At 67.6% G+C, this 24,043-nt stretch carries 19 protein-coding genes; 11 read left to right on the forward strand and 8 right to left on the reverse strand.

The window, feature by feature from the left end; translation table 11 throughout:
- Window positions 1–28: 28 nt before the first annotated feature.
- The 4 genes from katG to recG all read right to left on the reverse strand — a co-directional run bounded on the left by katG (window position 29) and on the right by recG (window position 6,257).
- Window positions 29–2,215 (reverse strand): catalase/peroxidase HPI, encoded by a 2,187-nt coding sequence (gene katG / locus U5809_RS31560; RefSeq protein ID WP_322089403.1) that lies wholly within the window; start codon window positions 2,213–2,215, stop codon window positions 29–31.
- 120 nt (window positions 2,216–2,335) lie between these two features.
- Window positions 2,336–2,464, reverse strand: a complete 129-nt coding sequence (locus U5809_RS31565) for a hypothetical protein (protein ID WP_322089404.1) — start codon at window positions 2,462–2,464, stop codon at window positions 2,336–2,338.
- Between the two features lie 393 nt (window positions 2,465–2,857).
- Complete coding sequence (locus tag U5809_RS31570; protein ID WP_122944516.1) at window positions 2,858–3,817, reverse strand: hydrogen peroxide-inducible genes activator; 960 nt, start codon at window positions 3,815–3,817, stop codon at window positions 2,858–2,860.
- Between the two features lie 127 nt (window positions 3,818–3,944).
- Window positions 3,945–6,257 carry an ATP-dependent DNA helicase RecG gene (gene recG, locus U5809_RS31575; RefSeq protein WP_322089405.1) on the reverse strand — a complete coding sequence of 771 codons (2,313 nt, stop codon included), beginning with the start codon at window positions 6,255–6,257 and terminating at the stop codon, window positions 3,945–3,947.
- 167 nt (window positions 6,258–6,424) lie between these two features.
- Here recG and queA point away from each other — a divergent pair, with 167 nt between their 5' ends.
- The 6 genes from queA to U5809_RS31605 all read left to right on the forward strand — a co-directional run bounded on the left by queA (window position 6,425) and on the right by U5809_RS31605 (window position 14,208).
- Window positions 6,425–7,492, forward strand: a complete 1,068-nt coding sequence (queA, locus tag U5809_RS31580; RefSeq protein ID WP_322089406.1) for a tRNA preQ1(34) S-adenosylmethionine ribosyltransferase-isomerase QueA — start codon at window positions 6,425–6,427, stop codon at window positions 7,490–7,492.
- 141 nt (window positions 7,493–7,633) lie between these two features.
- The gene (gene tgt / locus U5809_RS31585; protein ID WP_166956810.1) at window positions 7,634–8,830 is read left to right on the forward strand and encodes a tRNA guanosine(34) transglycosylase Tgt; all 1,197 of its coding nucleotides are present in this window, start codon (window positions 7,634–7,636) and stop codon (window positions 8,828–8,830) included.
- Between the two features lie 244 nt (window positions 8,831–9,074).
- On the forward strand, window positions 9,075–9,398 hold the full coding sequence (gene yajC, locus U5809_RS31590; protein ID WP_048250795.1) for a preprotein translocase subunit YajC: 324 nt from the start codon (window positions 9,075–9,077) through the stop codon (window positions 9,396–9,398).
- 106 nt (window positions 9,399–9,504) lie between these two features.
- Entirely contained in the window at window positions 9,505–11,526 is a 2,022-nt protein-coding gene (secD, locus tag U5809_RS31595; RefSeq protein ID WP_322089407.1) for a protein translocase subunit SecD, read from the forward strand.
- A gap of 18 nt (window positions 11,527–11,544) precedes the next feature.
- Complete coding sequence (gene secF / locus U5809_RS31600) at window positions 11,545–12,495, forward strand: protein translocase subunit SecF (protein ID WP_059236052.1); 951 nt, start codon at window positions 11,545–11,547, stop codon at window positions 12,493–12,495.
- Between the two features lie 195 nt (window positions 12,496–12,690).
- On the forward strand, window positions 12,691–14,208 hold the full coding sequence (locus U5809_RS31605; protein ID WP_322089408.1) for a S41 family peptidase: 1,518 nt from the start codon (window positions 12,691–12,693) through the stop codon (window positions 14,206–14,208).
- Between the two features lie 12 nt (window positions 14,209–14,220).
- Here the strand turns inward: U5809_RS31605 and U5809_RS31610 are convergent, their stop codons facing one another.
- The 4 genes from U5809_RS31610 to U5809_RS31625 form a co-directional block, all read right to left on the reverse strand.
- On the reverse strand, window positions 14,221–15,498 hold the full coding sequence (locus tag U5809_RS31610; RefSeq protein ID WP_282506722.1) for an MFS transporter: 1,278 nt from the start codon (window positions 15,496–15,498) through the stop codon (window positions 14,221–14,223).
- Window positions 15,499–15,682: 184 nt separating this feature from the next.
- A complete protein-coding gene (locus U5809_RS31615) occupies window positions 15,683–16,264 on the reverse strand; it encodes a YceI family protein (RefSeq protein WP_322089409.1) in 582 nt (193 codons plus the stop codon).
- 65 nt (window positions 16,265–16,329) lie between these two features.
- On the reverse strand, window positions 16,330–16,890 hold the full coding sequence (locus U5809_RS31620) for a YceI family protein (RefSeq protein WP_322089410.1): 561 nt from the start codon (window positions 16,888–16,890) through the stop codon (window positions 16,330–16,332).
- 8 nt (window positions 16,891–16,898) lie between these two features.
- Window positions 16,899–17,459 (reverse strand): cytochrome b, encoded by a 561-nt coding sequence (locus U5809_RS31625; protein ID WP_322089411.1) that lies wholly within the window; start codon window positions 17,457–17,459, stop codon window positions 16,899–16,901.
- Window positions 17,460–17,717: 258 nt separating this feature from the next.
- Between U5809_RS31625 and U5809_RS31630 the strand changes: the two genes are divergently transcribed.
- From U5809_RS31630 to U5809_RS31650, 5 genes are all read left to right on the forward strand, one after another.
- Window positions 17,718–18,383, forward strand: coding sequence for a paraquat-inducible protein A (locus U5809_RS31630; RefSeq protein ID WP_282506719.1), 666 nt, complete (start codon window positions 17,718–17,720; stop codon window positions 18,381–18,383).
- On the forward strand, window positions 18,380–19,009 hold the full coding sequence (locus U5809_RS31635) for a paraquat-inducible protein A (RefSeq protein ID WP_322089412.1): 630 nt from the start codon (window positions 18,380–18,382) through the stop codon (window positions 19,007–19,009). The genes U5809_RS31630 and U5809_RS31635 overlap by 4 nt, the downstream gene beginning before the upstream one ends.
- Window positions 19,002–20,621: an intermembrane transport protein PqiB gene (locus U5809_RS31640; protein WP_282506717.1), complete on the forward strand. Its 1,620-nt coding sequence runs from the start codon at window positions 19,002–19,004 to the stop codon at window positions 20,619–20,621. The genes U5809_RS31635 and U5809_RS31640 overlap by 8 nt, the downstream gene beginning before the upstream one ends.
- Window positions 20,618–21,343 (forward strand): PqiC family protein, encoded by a 726-nt coding sequence (locus U5809_RS31645; protein ID WP_322089413.1) that lies wholly within the window; start codon window positions 20,618–20,620, stop codon window positions 21,341–21,343. The genes U5809_RS31640 and U5809_RS31645 overlap by 4 nt, the downstream gene beginning before the upstream one ends.
- A 464-nt stretch (window positions 21,344–21,807) precedes the next feature.
- The gene (locus U5809_RS31650) at window positions 21,808–23,931 is read left to right on the forward strand and encodes a site-specific recombinase (RefSeq protein ID WP_322089414.1); all 2,124 of its coding nucleotides are present in this window, start codon (window positions 21,808–21,810) and stop codon (window positions 23,929–23,931) included.
- Window positions 23,932–24,043 lie beyond the last annotated feature (112 nt).

The raw sequence follows: 24,043 nt of genomic DNA on the forward strand, positions 1-24,043 counted from the left end.
GCCTCACTGCGCTACTGCACGGCGACGTTCATGCGAGGTCGAAGCGGTCGAGGTTCATCACCTTGTTCCAGGCCGCGACGAAGTCGCGTGCAAACTTCTCCTTCGCGTCGCCGCTGCCGTACACCTCGGCCAGCGCACGCAGTTGCGCATGCGAGCCGAAGATCAGGTCGACGCGCGTGCCCGTCCACTTGACCTTGCCCGTCGCGCGATCGCGCCCTTCGAACACGTCGTTCGCGGCCGACACCGGCTTCCATTCCGTGCCCATGTCGAGCAGGTTCACGAAGAAGTCGTTCGTCAGCGCTTCCGGACGATCGGTGAACACGCCGTGCTTCGCGTCGCCCGCATTCGCACCGAGCACACGCAGGCCACCGACCAGCACCGTCATTTCCGGCGCGCTCAACGTCAGCAGTTGCGCCTTGTCGACCAGCAGCGCCTCGGCCGGCGTCTTGTACGCGTGCTTCAGGAAGTTGCGGAAACCATCCGCGACCGGTTCGAGCACGGCCATCGCTTCGATGTCGGTCTCTTCCTGCGTCGCATCCGCACGGCCCGGTGCAAACGGCACCGTCACCGCGACGCCCGCGTTCTTCGCTGCCTGCTCGACGCCGGCCGCACCGGCCAGCACGATCAGGTCGGCGAGCGACACCTTCTTGCCGCCCGTCTGCGCGTCGTTGAACGCCTTCTGTACGCCCTCGAGCGTCGCGAGCACCTTCGCGAGTTCAGCCGGACGGTTCACTTCCCAGTCCTTCTGCGGGGCCAGGCGGATACGGGCACCGTTCGCGCCACCGCGCTTGTCCGAGCCGCGGAACGTTGCAGCCGACGCCCATGCGGTCGACACGAGCTGCGACACCGACAGACCCGATGCCAGCACCTTCGCCTTCAGCGCGGCGATGTCGGCATCGTCGATCAGCTTGTGGTCGACGGCCGGGATCGGGTCCTGCCACAGCAGATGCTCGGCCGGCACTTCCGGGCCGAGATAACGGGCGCGCGGCCCCATGTCGCGGTGCGTGAGCTTGAACCATGCACGCGCGAACGCGTCGGCAAACTCGGCAGGGTTCTCGTAGAAGCGGCGCGAGATTTTTTCGTAGGCCGGGTCGAAACGCAGCGACAGGTCGGTCGTCAGCATCGTCGGGCGATGCTTCTTCGACGCGTCGAACGCATCCGGGATCACGTCGCCGGCATCCTTCGCGACCCACTGGTGCGCGCCGGCCGGGCTCTTCGTCAGCTCCCACTCGTAGCTGAACAGGTGCTTGAAGAAGTCGTTGCTCCACTTGGTCGGCGTCGACGTCCACGTGACCTCGAGACCGCTCGTGATCGCGTCCTTGCCCTTGCCCGTGCCGAACGTGCTCTTCCAGCCGAGACCCTGCTCTTCGAGGCCCGCGGCTTCCGGCTCGGCGCCGACGTTCGACGCCGGACCGGCGCCGTGCGTCTTGCCGAACGTGTGGCCGCCCGCGATCAGCGCAACCGTTTCCTCGTCGTTCATCGCCATCCGCGCGAACGTCTCGCGAATGTCGTGCGCGGCGGCCACCGGGTCGGGGTTGCCGTCCGGGCCTTCCGGGTTCACGTAGATGAGGCCCATCTGCACCGCGGCAAGCGGGCTTTCGAGGTCACGCTTGCCCGAGTAACGGCTGTTCGGGCCGCCGCTCAGTTCCAGCCAGATCTTTTCCGAGCCCCAGTACACGTCGTCCGGTTCCCACGTGTCGACGCGGCCGCCGGCGAAGCCGAAGGTCTTGAAGCCCATCGATTCGAGCGCGACGTTGCCGGTCAGGATCAGCAGGTCGGCCCACGAGATGCTGCGGCCGTATTTCTGCTTGATCGGCCACACGAGCCGGCGTGCCTTGTCGAGGCTCACGTTGTCCGGCCAGCTGTTGAGCGGCGCGAAGCGCTGCTGCCCGCCGCCCGCGCCGCCGCGGCCGTCGGCCGTGCGGTACGTGCCGGCGCTGTGCCAGGCCATCCGGATGAACAGGCCGCCGTAGTGACCGAAGTCAGCCGGCCACCAGTCCTGCGACGTCGTCATCAGCGCGTGCAGGTCCTTCTTCACTGCCGCGAGGTCCAGCTTGTTGAATGCTTCGGCATAGTCGAAATCCTTGTCCATCGGATCGGACAGCGCCGAATGCCGATGCAGGATGTTCAGGTTCAGCTGATTCGGCCACCAGTCCTTGTTCGTCGTGCCGCCACCAGCGGTGTGGTTGAACGGGCACTTCGTTTCGTTCGACATGCGATTTCTCCTTGGCTTGCTCGTATGACTCCACCGGTTCGCTCCGACGGCATGCCGGGCGCGGTTGGTGAAGTGTCATTGCGGGGATAAGAAACGCAACAGGTTGGTCCTCCTGTCGTACTACGGGATGTCGTGCGTGGCGATCGGCTCGCGTTCCCGCCGCGACGCGCCGCAGGCGGGACGCTCGGGGAAGCGGCTGCCGGCAGGTGTCATGCCGGCGAGGTGCGTGGTGTTCCAGTCTTCGGACATGCGATGCTCCCTCATGGCTTGACGGCAGATGAATCGGGGGAACAGGAAACCGGCGTGCGGCGGCGCTCACCCACCATACACACGGTCCGCCAGATACGCGAACGCAATCGGACGCAGGCTGCGAACCGCCGCCCTGGCGCGATGTACGACCGCGTCGCGCGACGGGATGTTCCGCTGCGCGCGCTGCAATACCGACCGCATCATGACATCCTCCTTTGACGCTTGCATTCCACGTGCAAATCGGACGCCGACATGACGCCGATCCATGTAGAAGATTGTATCTACATCTATCGATTACTTGAATTTAATAAATTTCATCTATGCGATAGAGAAAAATAAACGGGGTCGCAAGACCCCGTTCATCATGCTGCCACACGTGCGTGCAGCACGCGCTCAGTTCATCGTGGCCGGCATGTCGAGCTTCGCGACGCCCGGCAGGTCGCACGCGGAAATCGCGTCGCTGATCGCGTCGATCGCCGGCATCCGCGTGAAGCTCTTGCGCCACACGAGCACCACGCGGCGGTCGGGCACCGGTTCGTTGAACGGCACGTACGACAGCAGCTCGGCATCGGGACCGTTCGCACGCGGGCCGACCTCGGCCACCGACATCCGCGGCAGCACCGTGATGCCGACGCCGCTCGCGACCATGTGGCGAATGGTTTCGAGCGACGAGCCCTCGAAGGTCTTCTGGATGCCGTCGGCCGTCTGCGAGAAGCGCATCAGCTCCGGGCACACGCCGAGCACGTGATCGCGGAAGCAATGGCCGTTGCCGAGCAGCAGCATGGTTTCCTGTTTCAGGTCCTCGGCGTCGATTTCCTCGCGCTTCTCCCACGGATGGCCGGCCGGCAGCGCGACGACGAACGGCTCGTCGTACAGCGGACGCACCATCAGGCCGGTTTCCGGGAACGGCAACGCCATGATCGCGGCGTCGATCTCGCCCTGCTTCAGCAGTTCGAGCAGCTTCAGCGTGTAGTTCTCCTGCAACATCAACGGCATCTGCGGGACACGCTGGATCATTTGCTTGACGAGCGTCGGCAGCAGGTACGGCCCGATCGTGTAGATTACGCCGAGGCGGAACGGGCCGACCAGCGGGTCCTTGCCCTGCTTCGCGATCTCCTTGATCGCGAAGGTCTGCTCGAGCACGCGCTGCGCCTGCGTGACGATCTGATCACCGATCGGCGTCACGCTCACTTCGCTCGCGCCGCGCTCGAAAATCTGCACGTTGAGCTCGTCCTCGAGCTTCTTGATCGCCACCGACAGCGTCGGCTGGCTCACGAAGCAGGCTTCGGCCGCACGGCCGAAATGCCGTTCGCGCGCGACCGCGACGATGTATTTCAATTCAGTCAGCGTCATTGTGGGTCAATCAGAGATATACAGGCGATAGGTTTAATTTATACACCCTCCGGCACCGGTTCGCCAAGTTTCTCAGCATCGCGATGCGTCGATCGACGACTTTTTGATCCGGCCCCAGGCAGGTAAATCAGGCCTTCAGGTACTGCTCCCGCGCGCCAAGCCAGCGTGCGAGATGCTGCGTGACGATGTCGGGGTACGCGTCGATCAGCCGCGTCGCGGCGTCGCGGGCCGGGTCGATCAGCCAGCCGTCAGTTTCGAGGTTCGCAAAGCGCAGCATCGCCGCGCCCGACTGACGCGCGCCGAGGAATTCGCCGGGGCCGCGGATTTCGAGGTCGCGTCGCGCGATTTCGAAGCCGTCGGTCGTCTCGCGCATCGTCTTCAGCCGCTCGCGGCCGGTCAGCGACAGCGGCCCCGTGTACAGCAGCACGCACACCGACGCCGCGGTGCCGCGCCCGACCCGGCCGCGCAGCTGGTGCAGCTGCGCGAGGCCGAAACGCTCCGCGTGCTCGATCACCATCAGCGACGCGTTCGGCACGTCGACGCCGACTTCGATCACGGTCGTCGCGACGAGCAGCTGCACCTCGTTGCGCGTGAACGCCTCCATCACGGCGGCCTTGTCGGCCGGCGACAGCCGGCCGTGCACGAGCCCGACCTTCAGCTCGGGCAGCGCGGTGGCCAGCGTCTCGTAGGTCTCGACGGCCGTCTGCAGTTGCAGCGTCTCGCTCTCCTCGATCAGCGGGCACACCCAGTACACCTGGCGCCCGGTCAGCGCGGCCTCGCGCACGCGGGCGATCACCTCCTCGCGCCGCGCGTCGCCGACGAGGCGCGTCAGCACGGGCGTGCGGCCCGGCGGCAACTCGTCGATCGTCGAGACCTCGAGATCCGCGTAGTACGTCATCGCGAGCGTGCGCGGGATCGGCGTGGCCGACATCATCAGCTGGTGCGGCTGGAAGTCGCGCGCGCCGTTGGCCGCGTTCGCGGCCTTCGCGCGCAGCGCAAGACGCTGCTCGACGCCGAAACGGTGCTGTTCGTCGACGATCACGAGGCCGAGCCGCGCGAATTCGACCGTGTCCTGGATGATCGCGTGCGTGCCGATCACGAGCTGCGCGGTGCCGAGCGCGGCCGCCTCGATCGCCGCGCGCTTCTCCTTCGCCTTCAGGCTGCCCGCGAGCCACGCGACCGTGACGCCGAGCGGCTCGAGCCACGCGCGCAGCTTGCGCGCGTGCTGCTCCGCGAGGATTTCGGTCGGCGCCATCAGCGCGGCCTGGTAGCCGGCGTCGATCGCCTGCGTGGCGGCCAGCGCCGCGACGACGGTCTTGCCGCTGCCGACGTCGCCCTGCAGCAGGCGTTGCATCGGGTGCGCGAGCGTGAGGTCGTGCGCGATCTCGTCGACGACGCGCGCCTGTGCGCCCGTCAGTGTGAACGGCAGCGCCGCGTATAGCCGCGTCGTCAACGCGTCGGCATCGCTCGCGGCGAGGCGCGGCATCGCCGGCGCCGCGCGCGTGCGGCGCTCCTCGTGTGCGCGCTTGAGCGACAACTGCTGCGCGAGCAGTTCCTCGAACTTGATGCGCGTCCACGCCGGATGCGAGCCGTCCATCAGCGCGGCTTCGTCGGAGTCGACGCGCGGGTGGTGCAGGATGCGCACGGCCTGCTCGAGCGTCGGCACGTCGAGCGGCTTCAGGTAGTCGCGCTGGATCTCGGGCGGCAGCAGCTCGGGCAGCGGCGTGCGCTCGACGGCATTCTCGATCGCCTTGCGCAGGTAGGCCTGCGACACGCCGGCCGTGCTCGGGTAGACGGGCGTGAGCACCTGCGGCAGCGGCGCGTCGGCTTCGACGACGCGCACGGCCGGATGCACCATCTCCATCCCGAAGAAGCCGCCGCGCACGTCGCCACGCACGCGCAGCCGCTGGCCGACGGCCATCTGCTTGACCTGCGACCCGTAGAAATTCAGGAAGCGCAGCACGAGGTGCTCGCCGTCGTCGTCCTGGATCTTCACGACGAGCTGGCGGCGCGGCCGGTACGCGACCTCGTTGTCGAACACGACGCCTTCGGTCTGCGCGATGCCGCCCGGCAACAGCTCGCCGATCGGCGTGAGCGTGGTTTCGTCCTCGTAGCGCATCGGCAGATGCAGCACGAGATCGATCGAACGCGTGAGGCCGAGCTTCGCGAGCTTGTCGACGGTCTTGACGGGTTTATCGGCGGCCGCCTTTTTCTTGCGCTTCGTGCCGGCCGCGCCGGCTTCGTCGCTGGCGGCGCCTTCGGCATCGGGCGCGGCGGCGGCCGGCTGCGCGAGCCGCCCGTCGGCGCCACGCTTCGGGCCGGCGCGGCGCGATACCGCACGCTCCGCTGCGTCTTGAGCGGGTAACGCTGCCGCCTCCGCGTCGAACGGGTCGGCGGAATCGGCAACAGCAGCGGGGGAACGGCGTGGTGACACAGGCATCGGATCGTCTGGGTGCTTCGCAAGGCAAGTACAATAGCGGCTTTCACGTCGTCCGAACGAACGACGCCGGCCAGGCCGCGCATCCCGCCATCATAGCGGCTCGCGCGCCCCATTTACGCGTTTCCGCCCTGCCGGCGACGCCCGCCGGCCGCTTCGAACCAGCCCGCATGTTCACGCTTTCCGATTTCGATTTCAATCTGCCGCCCGAGCTGATTGCTCAAACCGCGCTGCCCGATCGCACCGCGAGCCGCCTGCTCGAGGTCGACGGCACCGTCACGCCCGCGCGCCTCGTCGACCGCCATTTCGCCGAGCTGCCGTCGTGCATCGCGCCCGGCGACCTGCTCGTCTTCAACGATACCAAGGTACTGAAGGCGCGGTTCTTCGGCCAAAAGGCCAGCGGCGGCAAGATCGAGGTGCTGATCGAGCGCGTGACCGGCACGCACACGGCGCTCGCGCAGATCCGCGCGAGCAAGTCGCCGGGCGCCGGCACGACGCTGCGTCTCGCCGATGCGTTCGACGTGACCGTCGGCGAGCGCGTCGAGCCGTTCTTCACGCTGATCTTCCCCGAGCCGTGCCTCGACCTGATCGAGCAATTCGGCCGCCTGCCGCTGCCGCCGTATATCGAGCACGATCCCGATTCGACCGACGAGACGCGCTACCAGACCGTCTATGCGAGCAATCCGGGGGCGGTCGCCGCGCCGACGGCCGGGCTGCACTTCGACCAGCCGATGCTCGACCGGCTCGACGCGATGGGAGTCGAACGCGCGACGCTGACGCTGCACGTCGGCGCCGGCACGTTCCAGCCGGTGCGCGTCGACAACATCGCCGAGCACAAGATGCACAGCGAGTGGTACGACCTGCCGCAGTCGCTGGTCGACAAGATCGCCGCGACCCGCGCGCGCGGCGGCAACGTGATCGCGGTCGGCACGACGTCGATGCGCGCGCTCGAAGCCGCCGCGCGCTCGGCCGACGAAGCGGGCCGCCCGCTCGCGGCGACGCAGGCCGAGACCGACATCTTCATCACGCCCGGCTACCGGTTCCGCGTGGTCGACCGGCTCGTCACGAATTTCCACCTGCCGAAGTCGACGCTGCTGATGCTGGTGTCCGCGTTCGCGGGCGTCGAGACGATCCGCGCCGCGTACCGGCACGCGATCGAGCAACGCTACCGCTTCTTCAGCTACGGCGACGCGATGCTGCTCACGCGGCGCGACACGCCGGAGACGCCGGGCGCGTAAGCGCGGCGGCCCGCGCGGCCGCCGCCCCGTTTTCCCGCTGCGCGCGCTACGATGGCGCGCACCCTTTTCCTCGCCGCCGGCCTGCCGGCGGCGTTTCCAACATGCGCCGGACTGTTCTCCGGTGGCAAGGAGAATATAGCGATGACCGAAGGTTCATCCCACGATACGCACGATACGCACGCCCCCGTGCAGGACCGCCCGGCCAACGGGCTCGAATTCGAACTGCTGACGACCGACGGGCACGCACGCCGCGGCCGCGTGAAGCTCAACCACGGCGTGGTCGAGACGCCGATCTTCATGCCGGTCGGCACGTACGGCACCGTGAAGGCGATCCAGCCGCGCGAGCTGCACGAGATCAAGGCCCAGATCATCCTCGGCAACACGTTCCACCTGTGGCTGCGCCCGGGCCTCGACACGATCGACGCGCACGGCGGCCTGCACGCCTTCATGGGCTGGAACAAGCCGATCCTGACCGATTCGGGCGGCTTCCAGGTGTTCTCGCTCGGCGACCTGCGCAAGATCACCGAGGACGGCGTCACGTTCGCGTCGCCGATCAACGGCGACAAGCTGTTCCTGTCGCCGGAAGTGTCGATGCAGATCCAGAAGGTGCTGAACTCCGACGTCGTGATGCAGTTCGACGAATGCACGCCGTACGCGACCGACGGCGTGCCGACCACGCACAAGGAAGCGGCCGACTCGATGCGCATGTCGCTGCGCTGGGCGAAGCGCTCGCTCGACGAGTTCAACCGGCTCGGCAACCCGAACGCCCTGTTCGGGATCGTCCAGGGCGGGATGTTCGAGGACCTGCGCGACGAATCGCTCGCGGGCCTCGCGGAACTCGGCTTCCACGGCCTCGCGATCGGCGGGCTGTCGGTCGGAGAGCCGAAGGAAGACATGATGCGCGTGCTGCGCCACGTGGGCCCGAAGCTGCCGGCCAACAAGCCGCACTACCTGATGGGCGTCGGCACGCCGGAAGACCTGGTCGAGGGCGTCGCGAACGGCGTCGACATGTTCGACTGCGTGATGCCGACCCGCAACGCGCGCAACGGCTGGCTGTTCACGCGCTTCGGCGACGTGAAGATCCGCAACGCGACGCACAAGAACTCGCTGAAGCCGCTCGACGCGAGCTGCACGTGCTACACGTGCCAGAACTTCTCGCGCGGCTACCTGCATCACCTGCACCGCGTCGGCGAGATCCTCGGCGCGCAGCTCAACACGATCCACAACCTGCACTACTACCTGCAGCTGATGAGCGAGATCCGCGAGGCGATCGAAACGCATACGTTCGACGCGTTCCGCCAGCGCTTCGCGGAGGATCGTGCAAGAGGAGTCGACTGACCGGCCGCCGGGCCGCCCGGCGGCCCGCACCGCCCCAGTCACATAGGACGTGTACTAATTGACGCGATTCGATGGCCAGTCGCGATCGTGAAATATTACAATTACCTTTCCAAACAAGCCGCAACGGTATCGGTTCGTGCTTTAACAGCTTGATCCCAAAGCGCATTTGCCGATCCGTTTGCACATGGGGCCGGTGGTAGAATAACCGGCTTATTTTTCGATCTTCCCCTACGGAGAGACCAACGTGCCGTTCATTTCCAATGCCTTCGCGCAAGGCGCCGGTGGCGCCGAATCGAGCCTGATGAGCTTCCTGCCGCTCATCCTGATGTTCGCGGTGCTCTACTTCATCATGATCCGTCCGCAGATGAAGCGCCAGAAGGAACACCGCAACATGCTCTCGGCCATGGCCAAGGGCGACGAAGTCGTCACGAGCGGTGGCCTCGTCGGCAAGGTGACGAAGGTCACCGAAGGCTACATCGGCGTCGAAATCGCCGAAGGCACTGAAATCACCGTGCAGAAGGCTGCGGTCACGACCATTCTGCCGAAGGGCACGATCAAGTCGCTGTAAGCCCTTCACCGAGCGTCCGGCTCCCCGCGCCGTGCCCGCCTGAGAGAGCGGGCCGCCGCGGCGCCGGACGCGACGCTTTCACGCCAACCACCCGTTCGGCCCCCTCATGAATCGTTATCCACTCTGGAAATATGTCGTGATGGTCGTGGCGCTCGCCATCGGCCTTCTGTACACATTGCCCAACTTCTTCGGCGAAGCGCCGGCGGTGCAGGTGTCGAGCGGCAAGGCCACGGTCAAGCTCGACTCGACCACGCTGACCCAGGTCGAATCGGCGCTCGCGTCCGCGCAGATCACGCCGGACGACGTCACCTTCGAGAACACGGCGACCAACGCGAACATCCGCGTGCGCCTGAAGGACACCGATACGCAGCTGCGCGTCAAGGACCTGCTGCAGAAGTCGCTGAACGCCGACCCGAACGATCCGCAGTACGTCGTCGCACTGAACCTGCAGAGCGCGTCGCCGCGCTGGCTGACGGCCCTGCACGCGCTGCCGATGTATCTCGGCCTCGACCTGCGCGGCGGTGTCCACTTCCTGCTCCAGGTCGACATGACGGGCGCGCTCACGAAGAAGCTCGACTCCGACGCGTCCGACGCACGCTCGCTGCTGCGCGACAAGAACATCCGTGACGGCGGCGTGAGCCGCGTCGACCAGTCCGTGATCGTCAACTTCAGCGATGCGCAGACGGCGGAAGACGCCCGCAAGGTGCTCGCCGCGTCGATCACCGAACTGCAATGGGCGACCCAGCCCGGCGGCGGCGGCACGCAGGTCGTCGGCACGTTCACGCCGGCCGTGCAGAAGGCCGTCGAGGACGCCGCGCTCAAGCAGAACCTGACGACGCTCCACAACCGCGTGAACGAACTCGGCGTGTCCGAGCCGATCCTCCAGCAGCAAGGCAGCGACCGTATCGTCGTCGAACTGCCGGGCGTGCAGGACACCGCGAAGGCGAAGGACATCATCGGCCGCACCGCGACGCTCGAGGCGCGCCTCGCCGATCCGCTCAACACGCACCCGAACCCGAACGACCCCGTTCCGCCGGGCGAGGAGCTGTTCACGCAGGGCATCCAGGCGCCCGTGCTGCTGAAGAAGGACGTGATCTTCACCGGCGATCGCATCATCGATGCATCGGCCGGCTTCGACGAACACCAGCGTCCGTCGGTCAACATCCGCCTCGACTCGGCCGGTGGCCGCGCGGTGCGCACGGTGTCGCGCGACAACATCGGCAAGCCGATGGCGATGGTGCTGTTCGAGAAGGGCAAGGGCGAAGTGCTGACGGTCGCGACGATCCAGTCCGAACTCGGCGACCGCTTCCAGATCACGGGCCAGCCGACGCCGCAGGCAGCAGCCGACCTCGCGCTGCTGCTGCGCGCCGGTTCGCTCGCCGCGCCGATGGACATCATCGAGGAACGCACGATCGGCCCGAGCCTCGGCGCCGACAACATCAAGATGGGCGTCCACTCGGTGATCTGGGGCTTCTGCGCGATCGCCGTGTTCATGATCGCGTACTACATGCTGTTCGGTGTGGTGTCGGTGATCGGCCTGTCGGTGAACCTGCTGCTGCTCGTCGCCGTGCTGTCGCTGATGCAGGCCACGCTGACGCTGCCCGGTATCGCCGCTATCGCACTCGCGCTCGGTATGGCGATCGACTCGAACGTGCTGATCAACGAGCGCGTGCGTGAAGAACTGCGCGCCGGCCAGCCGCCGCAGCTCGCGATCCAGGCCGGCTACGCGCATGCGTGGGCGACGATTCTCGACTCGAACGTCACGACGCTGATCGCCGGCCTCGCGCTGCTCGCGTTCGGCTCGGGCCCGGTTCGCGCGTTCGCGATCGTGCACTGCCTCGGTATCCTGACGTCGATGTTCTCCGCGGTGTTCTTCTCGCGCGGGATCGTCAACCTCTGGTACGGCGGCCGCAAGAAGCTGAAGTCGCTCGCGATCGGCCAGGTGTGGAAGCCGGAAGGCGCCGCTGCCGCCGCGTCGTTCACCGACGCGGACGAATCGACCGACACCGCGCGCGCCGCGAAACTCGCCGCCCCGGCGAAGGGCAACGCGCCGCGCGCCGGCAAGCCGCAACTGCGCAACCGCGCGCAGCAAGGCGTGTCGCCGAAGAAACCGGGCTCGACCCAATAAGGCCCCGGAGACGAGACCATGGAATTTTTCCGCATCCGTAAAGACATTCCGTTCATGCGGCACGCGCTGGTGTTCAACGTGATCTCGCTGGTCACGTTCCTCGCCGCCGTGTTCTTCCTGTTCCACCGCGGGCTGCACCTGTCCGTCGAATTCACCGGCGGTACGGTGATCGAGGTGCAGTACCAGCAGGCCGCGGAGCTCGAACCCGTGCGCGCGACGCTCGGCAAGCTCGGCTACGCCGACGCGCAGGTGCAGAACTTCGGCACCTCGCGCAACGTGTTGATCCGCCTGCAGCTGAAGGAAGGCCTCACGTCGGCGCAGCAGAGCGACCAGGTGATGGGCGCGCTGAAGGCGCAGAACCCGGACGTCACGCTGCAACGCGTGGAGTTCGTCGGCCCGCAGGTCGGCCGGGAGCTCGCGACCGACGGCCTGCTCGCGCTCGCGTGCGTGGTGATCGGCATCGTGATCTACCTGTCGTTCCGCTTCGAATGGAAGTACGCAGTGGCGGGCATCATCGCCAACCTGCACGACGTCGTGATCATTCTCGGCTTCTTCGCGTTCTTCCAGTGGGAGTTCTCGCTGGCGGTGCTCGCGGCAATCCTCGCGGTGCTCGGCTACTCGGTCAACGAGTCGGTCGTCATCTTCGACCGGATCCGCGAAACGTTCCGCCGCGAACGCAAGATGAGCGTGCAGGAAGTGATCAACCACGCAATCACGACCACGATGTCGCGTACGATCATCACGCACACGTCGACGGAAATGATGGTGCTGTCGATGTTCTTCTTCGGCGGCCCGACGCTGCACTACTTCGCGCTCGCGCTGACGGTCGGCATCATGTTCGGCATCTACTCGTCGGTGTTCGTCGCGGGCTCGCTCGCGATGTGGCTCGGCATCAAGCGCGAAGACCTGATCAAGGACAAGAAGACCGCGCACGATCCGGACGATCCCAACGCAGGCGCGCAGGTTTAAGCGCCCCGCCGTTTCGGCATCGCAGAAAAGCCGGCCCACTCGGGCCGGCTTTTTTCATGCGCGAGCCGCCCGGCGTGCGTCGTCCCGGGCGTCGGCTACAATCGTCACCGCCCTGCCCCGCTCCATGCCGGCCGCGCGCCGGCGGGCAGGCACCGTCGCCACCCGTCCGAACGTGCAGCCCCGATGATGCCTCCCATGCGTGTCGTTCGTCGCCTTGCCGTCTGCGCAACCGTCGCGGCCGTGCTGCTGCCGTGTGCGTCTCGCGCCGGTGCGCAGCCGGCGTCCGCGCCGCCCGCCGCTTCATCTCCCGCCACTGCGACGCCCTCGCCCTGCCCGCCCGACTGGGAACCGCAGCTCTGCGAACTGAAGGCGGCCGTCGAAGTGCTGAAGAAGCAGCATCTGACCGACGTCGACATCGGCGCGCTGCTCGACGCCGCGACCCACGACGGCATCAAGACGCTGCCGTACGCGCGCTTCTTCAACGCGAAGGAGGAGCAGGAACGGCGCGACGACGAGCGGCGCTCGCGCGACGGCACGCCGGGTATCGGGATCGTGTTCGAGACGCGGCCCGACGGACTGCACATCATCGACGTGATTCCAGACGCACCGGCCGAGAAAGCCGGCGTGCGGCCGGACGATCTCGTCGTCGCGATGAACGACAGGAGCGTCGTCGGCATCGACAGCAGCGACCTCTTGAAACTGGCAAAAGGCGATGCGGGCGTTCCGCTGAAACTCACGGTGCAGCGCGGCCCGCGGCATGCGGTGCTGACCTTCGCGCCGGTGCGCGCGATCGTCAAGCCGCATCCGGCGATCGCGAAGCGGCTCGACGGCGACATCCTGTACACGCGGCTGTCGAGCTTTCCGGAGCCGGCGGTCGGCGACTATATCGACGCGGTGCAGGCCGCGCGCCGCGCGGGCCCGCCCGTGAAAGGGATGATCCTCGACCTGCGCATCAACGGCGGCGGCGCGCTCAATGCGGCGATCGGCATCACCGCGCTGTTCGCGGGACGCGACCGCACCGCGATGGTGACGGTCGAGCGCGGCGACACGCATCGCCGCCGCTATACGACCAACTGGCCCGACTACGAGCTGCCCGTGATGCACGGACAGGATCCGCTCGCACCGCTGCAGGCCGACGACTGGTGGCGCACCGTGCCGCTGGTCGTGCTCGTCGACGGACAGAGCGCGTCGGCCGCCGAAGCGACCGCGGCCGCGCTGAAGGATCTCGGCCGCGCGAAACTGCTCGGCATGCCGACCTACGGGAAGGGGCTCGCGCAAACGGGTGTCGACCTGATCGACGGCACGCGCCTGAATTTCACGTACGCGCGCAACCTGCGGCCGAACGGCTGCCCGATGGACGGCTACGGCGTCGTGCCGGACTGGCTCGTGCCGCCGCGCCGCGACTCGGACGTCGACGGCGTGCTGCTGTGGTACCGGGAAGCCGATCTCGCGCGTGCGCCGTATGCGGACCGGCTGGCGCCCGATCCGTTCGCGCAGGTGCGCAAGGCCCGGCAGAAGCTGCGCGAGCAGCGCGTGCGCGCGAAGGTCGATACGGCGAGGAGCATGGCGCTGCCGCAGCGCGCGTTCGGCACGGCCGGCGACTGGCAGCTTCAGCAGGCGCTCGCCGCGCTCGCAGGGCGCCCGGTGCGAACCATCGACGCGCCGGCGCACCTGATGCCGGCGCAGCCGGTATGCGAGCGCGCCGAGAACTGACGTGCCGCGTTTCTATCGGAAACCGAAGCGCTTGCGCAGCACGACCAGCGCCGCGAGGCTCAGCACGGCTGCGAACATCAGGTAGAAGCTCGGCGCGGTCTTCATCCCGGTCGCGCGGATCAGCCACGCGATGATGAACGGCCCGAACCCGCCGAAGATCGTCACCGCGACGTTATACGCGAGCGACATCCCGGTCGTGCGCGTCTGCACCGGGAACACTTCGGACAACAGCCCCGGCAGCGCCGCGAAATAGCCGGTCATCAGGAACGCGAGCAGCACCTGCAGCGCGATCAGCGTGCCGAAGCCCGGATGCGCGACGAGGTACGCGAACGCCGGGTAGATCAGCACGAGAATGCCGATGGCCGGCGCGATCATCACGCGCACGCGGCCGTATCGATCCGACCAGTGGCCGACGAGCGGCGCGAACGCCATCTGGATCACGCCGACGACGAGGATCGCCGCGAACGCGGCGGACGGCGCGAGGCCGAGTTGCTTCACGCCATAGGTCGGCATGAACAGGACGAGATAGGTGGCGACGGTGCCGAGCACGACCACGCCCATCGCGGCAACCAGGCGTGCCTTGTGCGACGCGAACGTGTCGCGCAGCGGGTTCGCGGTGCCTTCGGCCGCGAGGAATTCGGGCGTCTCGTCGACCTTCGTGCGAATGTAGTACGCGACGGGCCCGAGCAGCAGCCCGAAGAAGAACGGCACGCGCCAGCCCCACGATGCCATCTGCGCGGCCGAAAGCTGCGCGTTCAGCACGGTGCCGAAGCCGGCGGCGAGCAGCGTCGTGAGCCCCTGGCTCGCGACCTGCCAGCTCGCGAAGAAGCCGCGCCGGCCCGGCACGTGTTCGGCGAGGAACGCGGTCGCGCTGCCGAACTCGCCGCCGGCCGAGAAGCCCTGCATCAACCGCGCGGCGACGAGGATCACCGGCGCGGCGACACCGATCGTCTCGTAGGTCGGCAGCACCGCGATGATCAGCGTGCCGGCCATCATCAGCAGGATCGACAGCGTGAGCGCGGCCTTGCGGCCCTCGCGATCGGCATACGCGCCGAGCACGATCGCGCCGAGTGGGCGCATGAAGAACGACACGCCGAACGTGCCGAGCGTGAGCAGCAGCGACACGGTGTCGTTGCCGGCCGGGAAGAACAGCTTCGCGATCGTGACCGCGAAGAAGCCGTAGACGACGAGATCGAACCACTCGAGCGCATTGCCGATCGACGCGGCGACCACCGCGCGCCACACGCGCGGCGACGAGGCAATGGAACGGGACTGGGCGGCGGCATGCATCGGCGATCTCCTTGTCGTTGTACGTTCTGTTCGAGGCAGCCGCTGTCGCGCCGTCGGCCTGCCCGGCGCCGCACGCGGCGCTCGGGCGATTATAGGCGCGCAAAAAAAACCGCCGCGCCCCCTGACGGGAACGCGGCGGTGTGCCCGCGGCGGGCCGGCGCGACGGCCGGCCTCACCGTAAGCATTACTGCTGCTTCAGCGCTTCTGCCGTGATCAGCAGCTTCGTCTTCATCTTGAAGCCGTACTGCTTGCCGTAGTCGAGGCCGAAATCGCTGCGGTCGAATTCGCCGACGGCGTCGACGCCGCACACTTCACGCTTGAGCATCGGGTGCGGCATGCACTTGAAGCTGTCGATCTTCAGCGTCACCGGCTTCGTGACGCCATGCAGCGTCAGGTTGCCGACCACCGAAACCGGCTTGTCGCCGTCGAACTTGATGGCGCCCTTGTAGTTCGCCTGCGGGAACTTCGCCACGTCGAAGAATTCCGCCGTCTGCAGGTGCTCGTCGAGCTTCGCGCTGCCGGTGTGGATCGACGCGATGTCGGTCGTCACGTCGACCGTACCCGTCTTCGCCGCGCGGTCGAGCGTCACGGTGCCGCTCGACTTGTCGAACTTGCCGCGCCAGACCGACAGGCCACCCATGTGGTCAGTCTCGAAGCTCGGGTACGTGTGGCTCGGGTCGAACTGGTACGTGACGCTTTCGGCGAAGGCCGAGAACGACAGCGATGCTGCCAGCGCGCCCGCGGCGATGATCAGTTGCTTTTTCAAACTCTTTCTCCTTGGAACGGCGCCGCGCCCTCGCGCGGCATTCAGGTGAGGTGACAGCCCGCCGCTTACTTGGTGGCGACGAGATGGAACTTGATCTGCACTTCGTCGGCGACGATCGACGTGTCCTTCCATTCGCCGGTGCCGACGTTGAAGGCCGAACGCTTGATCGGCAGCACGCCGTCGAACGTCTGCGTCGCGCCGCTTTGCGCGACCGTGACGGGCACCGTGACGGTCTCGGACTTGCCCTTGATCGTCAGCTTGCCGGTCACGTTGTACTTGTTGCCGCCGGCCGGCGCGATCGCCGAGGACACGAACGTCGCCTGCGGATACGCCTTGGCGTCGAACCAGTCCTTGCCGGCAACCTGGTCGTTGTACATCTTGTCGCCGAGGTCGAAGCTCGCGATGTCGATGGTCATTTGCGCGGTGCCCTGCGCGGCCTTCGCCGGGTCGAACTTCACCTGCGCGGCAAACTTCTTGAACGCGCCTTCGGTCGGCACGTTCATCTGCTTCGACACGGCAGAGACCTTGCTCTTCGCGAGATCGACATCGGCGTGCGCCGCGCCCGACGCGACAAACGACACCGCGGCGAGCGCGGCCAGCATGGAGCGGGAGAAAGACACTTTCATGGGATCCTTCATTTGGCAAAGGGAAGCATCCGCGACAGCAGGCCGTCACGGTCCAACAACTGGTGCTTGAGCGCCGCGAGCACGTGCATCGCGACAAGTGAAAGCAGAATGTAATTCAAAGACACGTGGAGCGCCTTGAAGGTTTCCTTGAGCGCCGGATCGGGGTCGATCAGCCTCGGCAGCGGCACGATGCCGAGGTAGACGACCGGGATGTTCGACGCCGAGCTGTACAGGTAGCCCGTCACGGGGATCACGATCATCAGCGCGTACAGCAGCATGTGCACGCCGTGCGATACCGCGCGCTGCCATGCCGGCGTATCGTCAGGCAGCGGCGGCGGCACGTGCGTCGCCCGCCACAGCACGCGGATGACGGCCAGCGCGAACACCGTCACGCCGATCCACTTGTGCCACGAGAAGTACTTCAGCTTCGTCGGCGTGAAGCCGGGGATGTCGGTCATCACCCAGCCGAGCGCGAAGCCGCAGACGATCAGCAGCGCGATCAGCCAGTGCAGCGCGATCGCAGTATGCGCATAGCGTGCCGGCGCGGCCGGCGGCGATTTCGATACCATCTTGGATTCCTCAGTTCAGCGAACAGCTGCGCCGGCAATTCATCCGACGCTTGTCGAGGGCGCCATGCTACCGCAACCTTTTGACGTGCGCGGACTCTGAGAACAGGCGCGTCAGCCGGCTGACGGTTTCCTGTCATGTTACCGATCGGTCACAAAACGCGCGATCCTTGACGCACTGAAAAAGGCCTTTTGGTAAGATTGGCGCGGGTTCCGGCCCCGTCGACGCGTTCCCCCAGCCGTCGCACAACTGCCTTTTCCATGCAACGAAACGACCTGATTGCCTGTCACGAGTGCGACGCACTGTTGCACAAACCGCGCCTCAGCGGCCGCGAAATCGCGCGCTGTCCGCGCTGCGACGCGCTGCTGTATCGCAACAGCGCCGCCCAGATCGAGCGGATCTGCGCGCTCGCGCTCGCGGCGCTGATCACGTTCACGATTGCGCAGGCGTTCCCGATCCTCGAAATGGACGTGAACGGCAACCGCGTGCAGACGACGCTGATCGGCGCGATCGATTCGCTGTGGCACCAGGACATGGCGATCGTCGGCGTGATGGTGTTCTGCTCGACCGTGCTGTTCCCGCTCGTCGAGATGGCCGCGCTGCTGTACCTGCTGCTGCCGATCCGTCGCGGCGTCGTGCCGCCCGGTTTCAACCTGGTCCTGCGTGCGATCGAGCTCGTACGGCCGTGGGGCATGATCGAGGTGTTCATGCTCGGCATTCTGGTCACGATCGTGAAGATGGTGAGTCTCGCAAGAGTCGTTCCCGACGCCGCGCTGTTCGCGTTCGCCGCGCTCACGCTGATGATCGCCGTCGTGCTGATGTTCGATCCGCGCACGCTGTGGGACATCGCCGACGACCTGCGCGCCGGGCGCTCGCCCGGGCAGCCCGATCCGGCCGCGCCGCTGGCGGAAGCCGCCCGCCGATGACGATCCCGACCGCCGCCCGCGAGGGCTATGCCAGCTGCCACACGTGCGGGCTCGTGCAGACGCTCGACCATCCGCACGCGCACTGCGCGCGCTGCGGCGCCGCGCTGCACTTTCGCACCCCGAACAGCATCATGCGCACCTGGGCGCTGCTGCTCGCGGCCGCGATCCTCTACATTCCCGCGAACCTGCTGCCGATCATGCGCACCGCGTCGATCGTCGGCTCGCAGGAAGACACGATCATGAGCGGCGTCATTTATTTCTGGGTGTCGGGTGACTGGCCGCTCGCCGTCGTCGTGTTCGTCGCGAGCATCCTCGTGCCGATGCTCAAGCTCGGCGTGCTGCTGATCCTCGTGATCAGCGCGCAGCGCCGCACCGCGTGGCGGCCGCAGCAGCGCACGCGATTGTTCCGGATCGTCGAGCGCATCGGCCGCTGGTCGATGCTCGACATCTTCGTCGTGACGCTCACCGTCGCGCTCGTCCATTTCCGTTCGCTCGCCGTCATCACGGCCGGCCCCGGCGCACTCGCGTTCGGTTCGGTCGTGATCCTGACGATGCTCGCGTCGATGCAGTTCGATCCCCGCCTGATCTGGGATCCAGTCGAAACCTCAGGGAATCACCATGAATAGTCCACAAGGCCCGCAGCACGACGCGCCCCGGCCGCCCGATCCGACGATCTCGACGAAAAGCGGCTGGCTGCCGTCGCTCGTCTGGCTCGTGCCGCTGATCGCCGCGCTGATCGGCATCGGCCTCGTGATCAAGTCCGTGCGCGAGCGCGGCCCGGAAATCACGATCAGCTTCCACAGCGCCGAAGGGCTCGAGCCCGGCAAGACGCAGGTCAAGTACAAGGACGTCGAGATCGGCATGGTCAAGACGATCAAGCTGTCGAAGGACCTGTCGCGCGTGCTCGTCCAGGTGCAGCTGAAGAAGGAAGCCGAGGACTTCGCGGTCAAGGGCTCACGCTTCTGGATCGTGCGACCGCGCGTCGGCGCAACCGGCGTGTCGGGGCTCGGCACGCTGCTGTCCGGCGCGTACATCGGCGTCGACGCCGGCCGCGGGCAGGATACGCTGACCGACTTCACGGGCCTCGAGACGCCGCCGGCGGTCACGGGCGACCAGAAAGGCACGCAATACGTGCTGCGCGGCGATTCGCTCGGCTCGGTCGACATCGGCTCGCCGGTCTACTACCGCCGCGTGCAGGTCGGCCAGGTGGTCGGCTTCTCGCTCGACAAGGACGGCACGGGCGTCACGTTCAACGTATTCGTCAATGCGCCGTACGACCAGTACGTCGGCGTCAACTCGCGCTGGTGGCAGGCGAGCGGCGTCGACCTGCGGCTCGATTCGAGCGGCCTGAAGCTGAACACGCAGTCGCTCGCGACGGTGATCCTCGGCGGCATCGCGTTCCAGACGCCGCCGAACCAAGGCAGCGGCGCGACGGCGCCGAACAACACGACGTTCCGTCTCGGCTCCGACGAAGGCGACGCGATGCGCGACCCGGACGGCCAGCCGCTGCAGGTCGTGATGAACTTCAACCAGTCGCTGCGTGGGCTCGCCGTCGGCGCGACGGTCGACTTCCGCGGCATCGTGCTCGGCGAAGTGACGAACATCGGCATCGACTTCGATCCGAAGACGAAGAACTTCCTGATGCCGGTGACGATGAACGTGTATCCGGAACGCCTCGGCCGGCGCTTCCGCGAAACGATCGAGAGCAAGGGCGAACCGGCCCGCCGCGAGATCGTCGAGCGGCTCGTCCAGCACGGGCTGCGCGGCCAGCTGCGCACCGGCAACCTGCTGACGAGCCAGCTGTACGTCGCCCTCGACTTCTTCCCGAAGGCCCCGGCCGCGAAGATCGACACGACGCGCCAGCCGCTCGAGCTGCCGACCGTGCCGAACACGCTCGACGAACTGCAGTTGCAGGTCGCCGACATCGCGAAGAAGCTCGACAAGGTGCCGTTCGACCAGATCGGCGCGAACCTGAACAGCGCGCTGTCGAACGCCGACAAGCTGTTCAAGCAGCTCGACACGCAGGTCGCGCCGGAAGCGCGCGACACGCTGTCGGCCGCGAAGCAGACCTTCTCGACCGCCGAGGCGACGCTGCAGCAGGATTCGCCGCTGCAGTCCGACGTGCGTGGCGCGCTGAAGGAACTCACGCGCACGCTGCAATCGCTGAACGCGCTCGCCGACTACCTCGAGCGTCACCCCGAATCGCTGCTCAAGGGCAAGCCAGGAGACAAGCAATGACGACCCGCGTGAACGGTTTTGCGAGCGGCGCGGCGGCGGCCTTCGCCGCACTCGCGCTCGCCGCGTGCAGCTCGCCGCCCGCGCGGTTCTACACGCTCAGCCCGGCCGACGCCGCGACGCCGCTGCGCACCGCGCCGGCCAACCCGGCGTTCCTGATCGAGGTGCCCTCCGTCGGCGTGCCCGAGCAGGTCGCGAAGAACCAGCTGGTCGTGCAGAAGAACGCCGCGCAGGTCGACGTGCTCGAGCAGGAGCGCTGGGCGTCGCCGCCCGCCGACGAGATCCGCCGCGCACTGTCGGAGGATCTCGCCGCGCAGCTCGGCACGATCGACGTCGCGAATTCCGCGTATCCGCCCGGCGTGCCCGTGTATCGCATCAGCGTGAACGTGCAGCGCTTCGAGTCGTGGCCGGGCAAGCGTGCGGCGGTCGATGCCGTGTGGAGCGTACGCTCGCTCGCCACGCAGGCCGTGATGACGTGCCGCACGAGCGTCGCGGAACCGGTCGCCGACGGCTACGACGCGCTCGTCGCCGGCCATCGGCGTGCCCTCGACGTGATTGCGACGCAGGCTGCAGCCGGCGTGCGCGCGATGGCCGCACGCCGCGGCGCGGCGGCCGCGACGACGCCCGCGTCCGGCAGCAAGACGGTCGCCGCGCCGGTCGTGCCGTGCCCGGCCAACCCGACGTCGGGCGGCGACGCCGGCGCGACGGGCAAGTCCGGCGCGTAAGCGGGCGGCGCGCGGGCGAGCGTTCGCAGCAGCGCGCTCCTGCGTGGCGCTTCCGGTGGCGATCGGCGGCCGATACCGGCGGCATCGCGCCGCCACGACCGGCCCCGCATTTCGCCTCCATCGGCCGAACGGCGAGTTTGCATTGTTTGTCAAAGTCGGCCGGAACCGGCTTCGCGCAACGCGGTCGGCTTGCGTTTTCCGGCCCGATTGACGATCCTACGCACTTTCCGGCTCGCGCCGTTCGTCGTGCGCGCCAGCCAGCGGCGCCGGGCCGCGTTCGGCCCGACCGCCGTGCCTCCCGGCGCCCGCACGCGATCGGCGTGCAGCGCAGCGGGGCAGCCGCATCGCGGGTCGCCGCGCATCGTCCGGCCACCGCCCCGTCTCACCCGTTCTCCCCGGCGCCGTGCCGTTTTCCCCGGCCGGCATCCCGAACCCGCCCGTCCAGGGCTTTCGCTATTCCGTTTATGTTTCGTTCCCTGACGACCCTGATCAAGAAGTGGCGCGCGTCGCGCAATGCCGGTCACCAGCTCGATGCGCTGCTCGCGCACGCCGACGCCGACGCGTCGTACGCCGAGCGCAGCGAATGGCTGATCGAGCTCGCGCACTGGCTGCGCCGCACCGGCACGATGCAGGCCGCGCAGGACACCCCTGCCGATCACGACGCCGACACGCGCGCGTATCCTGCCCATGCGCGGCTGCGCTACCTGTTCCACGTGCTCGACCGCAACCCCGCCTGGAAAGCGCACGCCGCGCGCATCCTGCGCGGCATCCTGCGCGAGTGCGACGGCATTTCGCTGCTGTGCGATGCCGGCATGCCCGTGCACTCGGGTTTCTTCGGCGCGCTGTTCGAGCGGATCGACTCGTCGCTGATCCCGCCCGCGCCGAACCGCCGCGAGCTGTCGGCACTGTTCACGCTGATGTTCCCGACACCGGAAGACGCCAAATGGATCGACGCGCTGCCCGACGACCTGCTCGCGCGCCTCGCCGAGCTGATCTCGTTCGACGTCACCGACGAAGAGCGCCACGAACCCGGTTCGTTCTCGCGCGACCTGCTGGCCGCGCTGCATAACCTGACCTGCCAGATCAGCTCGACCGGCCTGTCGCAGACGGTGCGCAGCCGGCTGTCCGACGACGATGCACGCAAGCCGCTCGAATCGCAGCCGTTCTACCGCCTCACGCGCGCGATGCTCGCGGTCGAGACCGCGCACGCGGCCGTCGAGGACGGCGGCGACCCGAGCAAGCTGCTGCACGAGGTGAACTACCTGCGCGTGCTGCTCGACGAATGCCGGATCGCCGTCGACGACGTGTTCTCGCACCTGTACCGCAACGGCGTGTCGGTCGACATCGTGTTCCAGGTCGAGCGGATGCGCATGCGCATCCTGCGCGCCGAGACGCTGCTGAACGCGTGGATGGCCCGCGACGACCTGCACGGGATGGCGCGCCTGACGGCCGAGCTCGTCGATGCGAACCAGAACAGCCAGAGCGTCACGCACCTGGTGCGCAGCAACTTTTCGCTGTTCGCGCGCAAGCTCGTCGAAACCAACGCGGACACCGGCGAGCACTACATCTCGCGCGGCCGCGCCGAGTACCTGAAGATGCTGCGGATGGCTGCGGGCGGCGGCCTCGTCACCGTCGTGACCGTGTGCGTGAAGTTCGCGATCACGGGCGCGCACCTGCAATCGATGCTCGAAGGGCTGCTCGCGGGCGTCAACTACGCGGCCAGCTTCATGCTGATGCACTTCCTGCACTTCACGCTTGCGACCAAGCAGCCCGCGATGACCGCCCCGACGCTCGCGCGCGAGCTCGACGACACCGGCCACGAGGAAGGCGTGAAGGCGTTCGTGTCGTCGGTGATCGCGCTGATCCGCACGCAGGCCGCCGCGATTTCCGGCAACGTGCTCGTCGTGCTGCCCGTGTGCCTGCTCGTACAGCTGTTCGCGGGCAACGTGCTGCATGCGAACCTGATCTCGCCGGAGAAGGCGCATGCGACGCTGCACTCGTTCTCGCTGCTCGGCCCGACGCCGTTCTACGCGGCGCTGACGGGCGTGCTGCTGTGGGGGTCGAGCCTGCTCGCGGGCTGGGCCGACAACTGGTTCGTGCTGCACCGGGTCGGCGACGCGCTCACCTACAACCGCCGCCTGCGCCTCACGCTCGGCGCGGCCGGCGCCGCGAAGCTCGCGCACTTCTGCCGCTCGAACGTCGCCGGCGTGGTCGCGAACGTCGGCCTCGGCCTGATGCTCGGCCTCATCCCGGCGATCGTCAGCGTGTTCATGTTCCCGTTCGAGGTGCGTCACGTGACGCTGTCGGCCGGCTCGATCGGGATCGCGCTCGGCGTGCTGGGCAAGGATGCGCTGAGCACACCCGAACTGTGGTGGGCCGGCGCCGGCGTGCTCAGCATGGCGATCCTCAACGTGCTGGTGAGCTTCGCGCTCGCGTTCACGATGGCCGTGCGCTCGCGCAGCCTGCGTCCGACCAAGGTGCGCGCGCTCGTCGCCGCGATCGTCCGCACGGTGCTGTCGAATCCGCTCGCGCTGTTCTGGCCGGCTGGCGGCCAGGCCGCGCGCGCCGGTCAGCCGGGCTCGCACTGAGCCCGCGGCGGCGTGGCGGTGCCCGGCCGGGCGCCGCCACATTGCCGCCCGGCGCGCGAAATCGGCCGTTGCAGCGGCGTCGCTGCGCCGAAACGCCGGCCCCGGGCGCCCG

This window comes from Burkholderia sp. BCC1999 (genome assembly GCF_905339975.1).
Classification (GTDB): domain Bacteria; phylum Pseudomonadota; class Gammaproteobacteria; order Burkholderiales; family Burkholderiaceae; genus Burkholderia.

Bases quoted from the DNA above. Each gene is read 5' to 3' on its own strand.
- katG (WP_322089403.1), bottom strand. From the start codon at position 2,215: ATGTCGAACGAAACGAAGTGCCCGTTCAACCACACCGCTGGTGGCGGC.
- U5809_RS31565 (WP_322089404.1), bottom strand. From the start codon at position 2,464: ATGTCCGAAGACTGGAACACCACGCACCTCGCCGGCATGACACCTGCC.
- U5809_RS31570 (WP_122944516.1), bottom strand. From the start codon at position 3,817: ATGACGCTGACTGAATTGAAATACATCGTCGCGGTCGCGCGCGAACGG.
- recG (WP_322089405.1), bottom strand. From the start codon at position 6,257: ATGCCTGTGTCACCACGCCGTTCCCCCGCTGCTGTTGCCGATTCCGCC.
- queA (WP_322089406.1), top strand. From the start codon at position 6,425: ATGTTCACGCTTTCCGATTTCGATTTCAATCTGCCGCCCGAGCTGATT.
- tgt (WP_166956810.1), top strand. From the start codon at position 7,634: ATGACCGAAGGTTCATCCCACGATACGCACGATACGCACGCCCCCGTG.
- secD (WP_322089407.1), top strand. From the start codon at position 9,505: ATGAATCGTTATCCACTCTGGAAATATGTCGTGATGGTCGTGGCGCTC.
- secF (WP_059236052.1), top strand. From the start codon at position 11,545: ATGGAATTTTTCCGCATCCGTAAAGACATTCCGTTCATGCGGCACGCG.
- U5809_RS31605 (WP_322089408.1), top strand. From the start codon at position 12,691: ATGCGTGTCGTTCGTCGCCTTGCCGTCTGCGCAACCGTCGCGGCCGTG.
- U5809_RS31610 (WP_282506722.1), bottom strand. From the start codon at position 15,498: ATGCATGCCGCCGCCCAGTCCCGTTCCATTGCCTCGTCGCCGCGCGTG.
- U5809_RS31620 (WP_322089410.1), bottom strand. From the start codon at position 16,890: ATGAAAGTGTCTTTCTCCCGCTCCATGCTGGCCGCGCTCGCCGCGGTG.
- U5809_RS31625 (WP_322089411.1), bottom strand. From the start codon at position 17,459: ATGGTATCGAAATCGCCGCCGGCCGCGCCGGCACGCTATGCGCATACT.
- U5809_RS31630 (WP_282506719.1), top strand. From the start codon at position 17,718: ATGCAACGAAACGACCTGATTGCCTGTCACGAGTGCGACGCACTGTTG.
- U5809_RS31635 (WP_322089412.1), top strand. From the start codon at position 18,380: ATGACGATCCCGACCGCCGCCCGCGAGGGCTATGCCAGCTGCCACACG.
- U5809_RS31640 (WP_282506717.1), top strand. From the start codon at position 19,002: ATGAATAGTCCACAAGGCCCGCAGCACGACGCGCCCCGGCCGCCCGAT.
- U5809_RS31645 (WP_322089413.1), top strand. From the start codon at position 20,618: ATGACGACCCGCGTGAACGGTTTTGCGAGCGGCGCGGCGGCGGCCTTC.
- U5809_RS31650 (WP_322089414.1), top strand. From the start codon at position 21,808: ATGTTTCGTTCCCTGACGACCCTGATCAAGAAGTGGCGCGCGTCGCGC.